The sequence below is a fragment of the Streptomyces bambusae genome (assembly GCF_020532645.1).
Lineage (GTDB): Bacteria > Actinomycetota > Actinomycetes > Streptomycetales > Streptomycetaceae > Streptomyces > Streptomyces bambusae.
Genome location: NZ_JAJAUZ010000110.1, coordinates 1 through 11788 on the forward strand (window position 1 = coordinate 1; position 11788 = coordinate 11788).

Below are 11788 nucleotides of genomic sequence, written 5' to 3' on the forward strand. Positions count from 1 at the left end.
GTGGGCCCCGCCGGCCCCCCCCGGGGGGCCCCCCCCCGCCCGGGGGGTTTGGGGGGGGGGGGGGGGGGGGCGCCCCCCCGGGGCTCCGCCCCGCACCGCCGGAGGGGGTCAGTACTCGATCAGGAGTTCGCGGAGGCCGCGGATCACGTAGCCGTCGTTCCAGCGCGGCTCCGCCGCCAGGCGGAACGAGGGGCGGGAGAGGAGCGCCCCGAACGACGCGACGAGCTCCAGCCGCGCCAGCGGCGCCCCCAGGCAGTAGTGGATGCCCGCACCGAAGGTGATGTGGGGGTTGTCCACCCGCCGCAGGTCGAGATCGTCAGGTCGGGGGAACCGCGCAGGATCCCGGTTCGCCGAGCCGAACAGCAGCGCCACCTCGCTCCCGCGCGGCAGCACCGTCCCGCCGATCTCGACATCGTCGAGCACCCACCGCTCGAACATCTGCAACGGCGTGTCGAACCGCATCAGCTCTTCCACAGCTGTGGACAACACCGCGTCCGGCGACGACCGCAGCAACGCCAGCTGCTCGGGATGCCGCAGCAGCGTCCACCACCCGTTGACGGTGGTGTTGACCGTCGCCTCGTGCCCGGCATTGAGCAGGAGGACACACGTGGACACCACCTCCTGCTCGCTCAGCCGCGCCTCGACCAGTCCCGAGACCAGGTCGTCCCCGGGCCGCCGCCGCCGTTCGGCGATCAGCCCGCGCAGGTACGCGTCGAACTCCACGCACGCCCGCACCGCCCGCGCCGCCGTCTCCTCGTCCGGCTTCAGCTCGAACATCCCGCAGATGTCCGCCGACCACGGCCGCAGCAGCCCCCGGTCCGATTCCGGGATCCCCAGCAGCTCGGCGATCACCGCCACCGGCAGCGGCTCGGCCACCGTCGTCAGCAGGTCGCCGCCGCCGTCCGCGACCAGCCGGTCCGCCAGCTCGCCCGCCATCCGGTGCACGGCCGGCGCCAGCCGCTCCACCGTCCGCGGCGTGAACGCCTTCGAGACCAGCCGCCGCACCCGCCCGTGGTCCGGCTCCTCCAGATCCAGCAGCCCGTTCCCGTTCAGGACGTGGAACAGCTCGTGCTCCGGCGGCGGCGCGGTCCGCCCGAACTCCTCGTGCGTGAACCGGTGCAGATACGTCCGCCCCAGCCGCCGGTCCCGCAGCAGCGCACTGACGTCCGCGTGGTGCGGCACCAGCCACTGCCCGGTCGCCTCGCACCACAGCACCCGGCCGCGCTCGCGCAGCTCCCGGTAGACGGGATACGGATCCGCCACGAACGCCGCCGACCACGGGTCGAACCCCGACCCCACTTCACCGTCCATGCACCGACGCTAGCCCACCCCCGCCGGCCGCGGGCCGGTTCAGGTCGGTGTCACCAGCCGTGCCTCGTACGCGAACACCGCCGCCTGGGTCCGGTCCCGCAGCCCCAGTTTCACCAGGATGCGGCTCACGTGCGTCTTGATCGTGGACTCCGCCACCACCAGCCGCTCCGCGATCTCCGCGTTGGACAGCCCGTGCGCGATCAGCACCAGCACCTCCGTCTCCCGGTCCGTCAGCTCCTCCACCGACGCCCGCGGGCCCGGCCGCGCCACGTCCGCCAGCTTCGAGAACTCCGTGATCAGCCGCCGCGTCACGGACGGCGCGAGCAGCGCCTCCCCGGCGGCGACCACCCGCACCCCGTCCGCGAGCTGCCGCGCCGAGGCGTCCTTCAGCAGGAAGCCGGAGGCCCCCGCCCGCAGTGCCTGGTACACGTACTCGTCGAGGTCGAAGGTGGTCAGCACCAGCACCTTCGCGCCGCCGTCCCGGGCGACGATCTCCCGGGTGGCCTCCAGCCCGTTCAGCACCGGCATCCGGATGTCCATCAGCACCACGTCCGGCCGCAGCTCCGCCACCCGCTCCACGGCCTGCCGCCCGTCGACCGCCTCGCCGACGACCTCGATGTCCGGCATCGCGTTCAGCAGGACCGAGAAGCCCTCGCGGACCATCATCTGGTCGTCCACGATCAGGACCCTGATCGTCATGCCGGGTCCTCACCGGAGCGGCGCACCGGGATGAACACCGCGACCTCGTACCCGCCGTCCGCCGTCGGCCCGGTCGTCATCTCGCCCTCCAGCATGGCCACCCGCTCCCGCATGCCCGTGATCCCGTGTCCGGCCCCCGGCGAGGGCCGTACGTCGCCCGTGGGCGCCTCGTTGTGGACCCGCAGCCCGAGCCCGCCCAGAACGTACGACACCTCCACCGCCGCGGCGGCCCCCGGGGCGTGCCGCAGGACGTTGCTCAGCGCCTCCTGGACGATCCGGTACGCCGAGAGTTCGACGCCCTGGGGGAGTTCGCGCACCGCGCCCGTCACCGTCTTGTCCACCGGCAGCCCGGCCTCCCGCACGTTCGCCAGCAGCCCGTCCAGCGTGGCCAGCGTCGGCTGCGGGGCTTCCGGGGCCTCGTAGTCCGCGGACCGTACGACGCCCAGCACCCGGCGCAGCTCCGTCAGCGCGGCCACCGCGTTCTCCCGGATGGTCGCGAACGCGGCCTCCAGCTCCGGCGGCGGGTTCTCCACCCGGTAGGGCGCGGCCTCCGCCTGGATGGCGACCACCGACATGTGGTGCGCGACCACGTCGTGCAGTTCCCGCGCGATGGTGGTCCGCTCCTCCAGCAGGGTCCGCTTGTCCCGCTCGACGGCGGTCACCACCTGCTGGGCGGTCACCTCCTGGGCGGCCTGGTTCCTGATGTGCACCACGGTGGCCACGGCCATGGCCACGCCGGAGAAGAAGGCCATGGCGGGGGTGTTCACCACCTCGCCGGAGCTGCCGAACACCTCCAGCAGGACGCCGAGCAGCAGCGTCAGCACCCACATCCAGCCCGCCACCCGCTGGTTGGTGCGGGCGGCGACGACCACCATCACCGCGAGGTGCGCGGTGAAGGTCGAGATGGACCAGGGGAAGCCCCAGCTGTCCACCGTGAGGGCCGCCAGCACGGTGGTCACCACGACCGACACCCACCATGCGCCGACGGGCCGGACCAGGCTGGTGAGCACCGCGCCGGCCGGCAGCAGCCCCGTCAGGGCCCAGCCCACCGGGCCCAGCCCGTGCTGGCCGTACAGGTAGCCCTGGCAGACCACGAGGAACGCGGCCAGGACCACCGCGGCATGCGGTGCCCACTCCATCTGGGCGCGTATCAGCCGGGGCAGCCTGCGGACCACCGGTCCGTCCGTGGCCATGGGCGGCAGCGGGCGGAACGCGAACACGTCCGTGCACATGTCCTTGCGGAAGCTGCCCAGCACGCTGGTCGCGATGCGGATCTCGGTCGGTGGCGGTGTCTGGGTCCGGGTGCCCCCGGTGGTCGTCTCGGTCACGTCAGAACCGTAGGCTGCCGGGCCCGCCCGCCACATCGGCGCGGAGCCGGATCCTGCCGGGTCCCCCTCAGGTACTACGCGGCCGGCCCCGGTCGCCCCGGGGTCGGACCACGGCCGGGCCGGGGCCGGTCAGGAGGACTTCGTGTAGACCACCGGCGCCTTGCCGCTGCCGACGAGTTCGCGCTCCAGGCTGCCGTCGGAGCGCAGGGTCAGCCGGCTCCACTGGCCGGGGGTGCAGCGGGCCGGGTCGCCGGAGGTGACCTGCGAGGGGTCGAGTTCCACGGGCGGGCCCGCGGCGCGCAGGGTCGCGGTCCAGGTGCAGACGTAGTCGGTGCCGCTGCCGGTGAGGGTCATGACGGTGTCCCCGACCCGGCCGTCGGACAGCCGGATCTCCCAGGAGCCGGTGTCGCTCGTCCACGTCCCGGCGTACGCGGCCGGCAGCCGGCCGTCGGCGGCCGGGGTGGTGGGGGTGTCGCTCGGCCCGGGCGTGGTCGGCTCGTCGGTGACGCCCTTGGAGTCGGTCGTGGCCCCGCCGGTCGGCCCGGCCGTACCGCCGCCGCCCTTCTCTCCGGAGAAGTTCATGAACGCGTACACCGAGCCGCCCGCGACCAGTGCCACCACCAGCGCCAGCACCACGAGGAACGCGCCCGACGCGGCCCGCCGCTGCAGCGGCTGCTGCTCGTAACCGGCCGCGGGCCCGAACCCGTACCCGCCGCCGCCCTGCCCGGCGCCGTACGCAGCCCCGCCCGCCGGCCCGGCCCCGTACCCGTACGGACCCCCGGCCCCGGCCACGGGCCCGGCGACGGGGACGGTGCCCTGCCCGTACGGCGGCCCGCCCACGGTCCCGGCCACGGGCCCGGCGCCGTTTCCGTACGGGGATCCCGCCCCGGCCACGCCTCCGGCCACCGGTCCGGCACCCTGCCCGTACGGCGATCCGCCCGCAGGCCCGTCCAACGGCGCCGTGCCGCCCCCGGCCACACCCGCCCCCTCGGGCTCGACGAGCGTCGGCCGGTCGCCCCCGCCACCCTGTCCGGTCCCGGTCCCGGTCCCGGCCCTGGGCCCACCGGCCCCGGCCCCGGCCGGCGGTCCCGGCGGCATCGGCGGCTGCCCGGGCACGACGGGCGCCCCGGCCACCGCAGCCCCACCGGCCACCGCAGCCCCGCCGGCCCCAGACCCACCGGTCCCACCAGCCTTGGCAGACCCACCAGTGCCGCCGGCCCCACCGGCACCTTCCGCCCCCGCACCCCCCGGCCGCGGATCCTCCCGGTCCAGCAGTTCCACCGCGTGCCGCCCCAGCTGGGCCACCAGGGCCGCCGGCAGCCACGGTTCCAGCGCGCGGCCGTCCGCCACCGTGTCGCCCGCGCCCACCCGGGCCAGGACGTCCGCCGGGGTGGGCCGGGCCGCGGGGTTCTTGTGCAGGCACTCGCGCACCAGGTCGCGCAGCGACTCCGGCACCCGGGACAGGTCCGGTTCGGCGCCCGCGATCCGCAGCAGCAGCGCCGCCGCGCCGCCGTCCCGGTCCGCGTCCCCGAACGGCAGCACCCCGCCCGCCGCGTACGCGAGCACCGACCCCAGGCAGAAGACGTCGCAGGCGGCGGTCACCGGATCGCCGCGCAGCTGCTCGGGCGCCATGAAGCCGGGCGAGCCGATCAGTTCACCGGTGCGGGTGTGTGACACGGCCCTGGTGGCCTCGGCTTCCGTCGGCTCCAGCGCCCGGGCGATCCCGAAGTCGATGACCCGCGGCCCGTCGAGCGTGACCAGCACGTTCGACGGCTTCAGGTCGCGGTGGATCAGCCCGGCCGCGTGGATGTCCCGCAGGGCGTACGCGAGGCCCGCGGCCAGGATCTTGACCGAACGCTCCGGCAGAGGCCCGTAGTTGTTCGCCACGACGGACTGCAGGCTGGGCCCGGCCACGTACCCGGTGGCCAGCCACGGCACGTCCGCCTCGGTGTCGGCGTCCAGCACCGGCGCGGTCCACTGCCCGCCGACCCGCCGCGCGGCCGCGACCTCCTGCCGGAACCGGGCCCGGAACTCCGGCCGCTGCGCGAGGTCCGCGCGCACGAGCTTCACGGCGACGGTCCGCCCCCGGTCGGACCGCGCCAGGAACACCCGGCCCATCCCGCCCGCGCCCAGTCGGGCGAGGAGCCGGTACGCGCCGATCTGCTGCGGGTCGCCCGATGACAGCTGCTCCATGACGGCCTGTTCCCTCCCCCTGGGCCTGGCCGACAGGAACCGGCCGAACGCGCCGAGAATAGTGCGCCCACCTCGCAACCCGCAGCCGGAGGCCACGGCTCCGCGCTGTCACACGCCTGTGACGCGGACCGGACCATTCCACACGTACAAGATCAGTAATTTTCTTTCTGCAGCCAGCAGCCCGAACTCAACGGCCTCCACCGGAAGAGACCACGGCATACGGCTCTCCTTCATCCACAGCAACGCTTCAAGGAGTCGTCATGCGTACCGCCCTCCGCGCCACCACCGCCGCCCTCGCCCTCTTCGGCGCGGCGATCGCGGCCCCCGCCACGGCCTTCGCGGCCTCTTCCCCCGTCGAGCAGGCTGCCCCGGCCCGGTCCCTCGTGGTCGCCGAGAACTGCGTGAAGAGCAAGGTCATCCCGTCCGTGTTCGGCGGCCTGACGGTCAAGCTGACCCACAGCGCCCACACCGGCGCGAAGGCCCAGCTCCGCGACGAGAGCGGCAAGGTCATCAGCACGGTCGACCAGAGCAAGCCGCTGGACCTCGCGGCCGGCCTGCGGATCGACGGCGTGCTGTCCGCGGCCCCCGTCTTCAAGCAGCGCACGCAGGGCGGCTCGACCCCGTGGTCCGCGACCGCGTTCCCGAAGCTGCCCGCCGACTGCATCAGCACGGGCCGCCTGCACTCCACCACCAAGGTCGGCGGCCTGACCGTCAAGACCTACAAGTCCGGCCCGCAGGACTACAGCGCCCAGATCGTCGAGAACGGCAAGCGCGTCGGCTTCCTGAACCCGGCCCCCAACGCCTACCAGGACGTCCGCAAGGTCGGCCAGCGCTACGTCCGCCTCACCGTCGACGGCGAGGTCCACAGCTGGACCGGCGCCACCACCGCCTCCCCGAAGCTCGGCGTCTACAAGGTCGCCGGCGGCACCAAGGTCCGCCTCGTGAAGAAGGACGGCCTGTACGGCGTCCAGATGACCTCGCGCGGCACCTGGAGCAACTGGACCTACTACGCCAAGGGCAAGTCCGTGATCCTCCAGGACGACAACACGATCGTCGTCCTCAACGCGAACGGCACCCTCTCCAACTTCGTCTACGGCTTCGCCCACCAGACCGCCCCGGTCTGGAAGCACGCCTGATCACCCCTGCTCGGCCCTGGTCACCCCCGGCCGGCCCCGATCGTCCACTGATCGACTCGTGATCGCCGACTGACCCGGCCCGATCACACCGCACCACCCGCACCCCACCGCAGCACCCCGAGGGGGCCGCCCCGGCAGACACTCTGCCGAGGCGGCCCCCTCCGCGGCTTACCGGATGCCGATGTCGTGTCCACTGTGTGGACTTTTAGCCTTGGCCGCATGACCCCTCAGCCCGATCCCCAGGCCGGTGCGGCAGTCAAGGCCGCCGACCGCGCGCACGTGTTCCACTCCTGGTCCGCCCAGGCCCTGATCGACCCGCTCGCCGTGGCCGGCGCGGAGGGCTCGTACTTCTGGGACTACGACGGGAACCGCTTCCTCGACTTCTCGTCCCAGCTGGTCAACACCAACATCGGGCACCAGCACCCCAAGGTCGTCGCCGCGATCCAGGAGCAGGCCGCCAAGCTCTGCACCCTCGCCCCCGGCTTCGCAGTGGAGTCGCGCTCCGAGGCCGCCCGGCTGATCGCCGAGCGCACCCCCGGCGACCTCGACAAGATCTTCTTCACCAACGGCGGTGCCGAGGCCGTCGAGAACGCCGTCCGCATGGCCCGGCTGCACACCGGCCGCGCGAAGGTGCTCTCCACCTACCGCTCGTACCACGGCGCCACCGCGGCCGCGATCAACCTGACCGGCGACCCGCGCCGCTGGCCCTCCGACACGGCGTCCGCGGGCACCGTGCACTTCTGGGGCCCGTACCTCTACCGCTCGCCGTTCCACGCGGAGACCGAGGAGCAGGAGTGCGAGCGCGCCCTCGCGCACCTCGCCGACACCCTCGCCTTCGAGGGCCCGCAGACCGTCGCGGCGATCATCCTGGAGACCGTGCCGGGCACCGCCGGGATCATGACCCCGCCGGCCGGCTACCTCAAGGGCGTCCGCGAGCTCTGCGACCGTTACGGCATCGTCTTCATCCTCGACGAGGTCATGGCCGGCTTCGGCCGCACCGGCAAGTGGTTCGCCGCCGAGCACTGGGACGTCACCCCCGACCTGCTCACCTTCGCCAAGGGCGTCAACAGCGGCTACGTCCCGCTGGGCGGCGTCGCGATCTCCGGCGCCATCGCCGAGACCTTCGCCACCCGCCCCTACCCGGGCGGCCTGACCTACTCCGGCCACCCGCTGGCCTGCGGCGCCGCCGTGGCGACGATCAACACGATGGCCGAGGAGGGCATCGTCGAGCACGCCGCCCACCTGGGCGAGAACGTGATCGGCCCGGCCCTCCGCGAGATCGCCGAGCGGCACCCGAGCGTCGGCGAGGTCCGCGGCCTCGGCACCTTCTGGGCGGTCGAGCTGGTCAAGGACAAGACCACCCGCGAGCCGCTGGTCCCGTACAACGCGGGCGGCGCCGACAACGCCCCGATGGCCGAGTTCGCCGCGGCCTGCAAGAAGTCCGGCCTGTGGCCGTTCGTCAACATGAACCGCACCCACGTGGTGCCCGCCTGCAACATCACCGAGGCGGAGGCCAAGGAGGGCCTGGCCCTGCTCGACGAGGCCCTCCTCGTCGCCGACCGCCACACCACCTCCGGCTGACCCGGGGAGGGGGAGGCCGGGCCGCTTGCGCCCGCCCTCCCCCCTCCCGCCTGGCCTAAGGTGTCCGAAGCCTTACTAAGGAGACGGACCCCATGGCCGGCAGCGGAGCTGTCACCCGCAACACCCTTCGCCAGCAGATCGCGGACGCGCTGCGGGACGAGGTGCTGGCCGGGCGCCTGCCGCCGGGCACCGAGTTCACCGTCAAGCAGATCGCCGACCAGTACGGGGTCTCCGCGACGCCCGTCCGCGAGGCGCTGGTCGACCTCTCCGCGCAGGGGCTCCTCGACTCCGTGCAGCACCGTGGCTTCCGGGTCCGCGTCTTCAGCGTCGACGACTTCCGCGGCATGGTCGAGGCCCGCTCCCTGATCGTGGACGGCATCTTCCGGCGGCTCGCCGAACGTGGCTCCGGCCCGGGCGCGAGCGAGGCCCTGGTCTCCGTGCGGCGCCGCGCCGACGAGGCCCGCCGGGCCGCCGAAAGCGGCTCCCTCGAAGTGCTGATCGGCTACGACCTGCGCTTCTGGCGGGAACTGAGCGGCCTGGTCGGCAACGAGTACATCTCCGAGTTCCTGCACCGCATCCGCGTGCAGTGCTGGGTCTTCACCGTGCCCTACCTCAAGCGCGAAGCGGGCCTGCGCGACGACCTGTGGACCGGCCACGGAGCCCTGGTCGACGCCGTCACCCGCGGCGACGCCGACGAGGTCCGCCGCCTGGTGCGCGAGTACAACCAGCACGGCCTGGACTGGGCGGACACCCTTCCCCAGGAGGGCCAGTGACCACCGCCGGACCCACCCCCGAGGCCTCCGAGGCCCCTGAGTCCCCCGAGGACGCAGTCGCCTCTGCGGCGCCCTGGCTCGGCGCCGTCGAGCTGAGCGTCGTGGTCCCCGCGTACGAGGAGGAGGCCCGGATCGGGCCCACCCTGGACGCCGTACGCACCTACCTCGACGGGCACGTCGGCACCCGCCGCGGCGACTGGGAGCTGATCGTCGTCGACGACGGCTCCACCGACGGCACCGCGGACGTGGTCCGTGCCGCGGCCGCCGCCGAACCCCGCATCCGGCTGGTGTCCTCCGAACGCAACCGCGGCAAGGGCAGCGCCCTGCGGCTGGGCGTACTGGCCTCCGCGGGCCGCCGGGTGCTCGTCATGGACGCCGACCTGGCGACGCCGGTCGAGGAGCTGGAACGGCTGGAGAAGGCGTTCACCGAGCCCGCCGGAGCCGGAGCCGGGACAGGCACCGCGGCCGTCGAGGCCGCCGTCGGCTCCCGCGCGCACCCCGACTCCGAGATCACCCGCCACCAGAACCGGCTGCGCGAACTCCTCGGCCGGGCCGGGAACCGCCTGATACGCACGGTGGCCGTGCCCGGCATCCGGGACACCCAGTGCGGCTTCAAGCTCTTCGAGGGCGACCGGGCGCGGGCCGCGTTCGGCGCGTCCCGGCTCGACGGCTGGGGCATCGACGTGGAGATCCTGCGCTACTTCCGCCGGCAGGGCTGGCCGGTGGCGGAGGTCCCGGTCCGCTGGTCGCACCAGGAGGGCTCCAAGGTCAAACCCGTCGACTACCTGCGGGTCCTCGGCGAACTGGCCCGGCTGCGCGCCGGCACGCTCGCCGTCGCCGCGCTGTACCTGCTGGGCGCCCTGCTGCTCTACAAGGGCCTGTGGGCGGACCTGGACCGCCGCTACCTCGCGGACTCCGGATCGGACCAGAACCAGTGGGAGTGGTTCTTCGCGGTCACCGCGGACAACGTCGCCCACCTGCGCAATCCGCTCTTCACGACGTTCCAGGGCATGCCCGACGGGGTCAACCTGATGGGCAACACGGTGATGCTCGGCCTGTCCGTGCCGCTCACCCCCGTCACGCTGGCCTTCGGACCCACCCTGACCTGGGCGATCGTCCTCACCTTCGGGCTCGCGGGGACCGCGCTCGCCTGGTACTGGCTGATCCGGCGCTGGCTGGTGCGCAGCCGGTGGGCGGCGGCCGTCGGCGGGGCGCTCGCGGCGTTCGCGCCACCGATGATCTCGCACGCCAACGCCCACCCGAACTTCTGCGTCCTCTTCATGATCCCGCTGATCGTCGACCGGGCGCTGCGGCTGTGCGCGCCCGGCCGGGAGCGGCGGGTGCGCCGGGACGGGATCGTGCTCGGGCTGTTCTCCGCGTACCAGGTCTTCCTGGGCGAGGAGGCGTTCCTGCTGGCCGCGCTCGGCATGCTCGCCTTCGCCGGCGCGTACGCGGTGCTGCGGCCGGACGTGACCCGCGAGGTGTGGAGGCCGCTGCTGCGCGGGCTGGGCATCGCGGCCGCGGTGTCGGTGCCGATCGTGGCGTTCCCGCTGTGGTGGCAGTTCTTCGGCCCGCAGAGCTACAAGTCGGTGCTGCACGGGGACGCGGCGGGCAACAGCCCGCGGGCGTTCGTCGAGTACGCGCAGCGCTCGCTGTTCGGCGACGAGGCGCAGGCCGACAAGCTGGCCCTGAACCGCACCGAGCAGAACGCCTTCTACGGCTGGCCGCTGCTGGCCATGTGCGCGGCGTTCGCCGCGGCGTTCTGGCGCCGTACGTCGGTCCGGGCGCTGACCGTCACCATCGTGCTGGCCGCCTGGCTGTCGCTGGGGCAGCGGATCCGGATCCCGGGCACGGACGTGGTGCTGCCGGGACCGTGGAAGCTGCTGGCGGACAAGCCGCTGTTCGAGTCGGTCATCGAGGGCCGGGTGGGCATGGTGTGCGCGCCGGCGCTGGGCATGCTGGTGGCGCTGGGCCTGGACCGGATCCGTACGGTGCCGGTGCGCAAGCACCGGCTGCTGGGCTTCGCGGCGGTGGCGGCGGCGCTGCTGCCGATCGTGCCGACGCCGTTCGAGGTGCGGGACCGGCCCGCGGTCCCGGTGTTCATCGCGGAGGGGCGCTGGCGGGACCTGCTCCCCGAGGGCCGCTCCCTGGTCCCGATCCCGGTGCCCGACCCCGGTTCGGCCGACGCCCTGCACTGGCAGACCACCCAGGACTTCGGTTTCCGCCTCCCCGGCGGCTACTTCAACGGCCCGTGGGGACCGGACCGCATCGGCATCTACGGTGCGACCCCCCGCCACACGTCCAACATGCTGGGCGACATCCGCAACGGCAACGAACCCCCGGCGATCGACGAGGGCTGGCAGGACCAGGCCCGCGCCGACTTCGACTGGTGGCGCGCGGGCCTCCTCGTCCTCCCGGACCGCGAGCCGCGCGCCGCCGAACTGAAGGCGACCGTCACCAAACTCCTCGGCCGCGAACCTGAACACGTCCTCGACTGCTGGATCTGGCGCTACCTGACCCCCTGACGGCGGGGCCCGGCTTCGGGGGCTCCGCGGCAACTCCCAGCCCGTCCGGCGCTCGCGGCGCCGGGCGGGGCTCCGCGGCACCCTCCAGCCTTGCCGGCGTCCTCGGCGCGGGCACTGGCTTCCGCCTCACCTTCCAGCCCCGCCGACGCCCTCGGCACGAGGTCCGGGCGCCGCCGCCGCACCTTCCAGCCCGTCCGGCGTTTGAGGACCGGGGTCACCTTTCAGCCTCGCCGGCGTTTGTG

At 73.7% G+C, this 11788-nt stretch carries 8 protein-coding genes; 4 read left to right on the plus strand and 4 right to left on the minus strand.

Annotated features, from left to right (window positions below; genetic code table 11):
• Nucleotides 1-108: 108 nt before the first annotated feature.
• The 4 genes from LG634_RS36785 to LG634_RS36800 all read right to left on the minus strand — a co-directional run bounded on the left by LG634_RS36785 (nt 109) and on the right by LG634_RS36800 (nt 5531).
• Entirely contained in the window at nt 109-1311 is a 1203-nt protein-coding gene (locus LG634_RS36785) for a cytochrome P450 (protein WP_226740804.1), read from the minus strand.
• Nucleotides 1312-1350: 39 nt separating this feature from the next.
• Nucleotides 1351-2010, minus strand: coding sequence for a response regulator (locus LG634_RS36790; RefSeq protein ID WP_226740806.1), 660 nt, complete (start codon nt 2008-2010; stop codon nt 1351-1353).
• Complete coding sequence (locus LG634_RS36795; protein ID WP_264204064.1) at nt 2007-3374, minus strand: sensor histidine kinase; 1368 nt, start codon at nt 3372-3374, stop codon at nt 2007-2009. Before LG634_RS36795 ends, LG634_RS36790 begins: the two co-directional genes overlap by 4 nt.
• A 93-nt stretch (nt 3375-3467) precedes the next feature.
• Nucleotides 3468-5531, minus strand: coding sequence for a serine/threonine-protein kinase (locus LG634_RS36800; protein ID WP_226740809.1), 2064 nt, complete (start codon nt 5529-5531; stop codon nt 3468-3470).
• Between the two features lie 260 nt (nt 5532-5791).
• On the opposite strand from LG634_RS36800, the gene LG634_RS36805 reads away from it, so the two are divergent.
• From LG634_RS36805 to LG634_RS36820, 4 genes are all read left to right on the plus strand, one after another.
• Nucleotides 5792-6667, plus strand: coding sequence for a hypothetical protein (locus tag LG634_RS36805; RefSeq protein WP_226740811.1), 876 nt, complete (start codon nt 5792-5794; stop codon nt 6665-6667).
• A 219-nt stretch (nt 6668-6886) separates the two neighbouring features.
• Nucleotides 6887-8248, plus strand: coding sequence for an aspartate aminotransferase family protein (locus LG634_RS36810; protein ID WP_226740813.1), 1362 nt, complete (start codon nt 6887-6889; stop codon nt 8246-8248).
• Nucleotides 8249-8340: 92 nt separating this feature from the next.
• Nucleotides 8341-9021 carry a GntR family transcriptional regulator gene (locus LG634_RS36815; RefSeq protein WP_226740816.1) on the plus strand — a complete coding sequence of 227 codons (681 nt, stop codon included), beginning with the start codon at nt 8341-8343 and terminating at the stop codon, nt 9019-9021.
• Complete coding sequence (locus LG634_RS36820) at nt 9018-11546, plus strand: dolichyl-phosphate beta-glucosyltransferase (protein WP_372482564.1); 2529 nt, start codon at nt 9018-9020, stop codon at nt 11544-11546. Before LG634_RS36815 ends, LG634_RS36820 begins: the two co-directional genes overlap by 4 nt.
• The last annotated feature ends 242 nt before the right edge of the window (nt 11547-11788 follow it).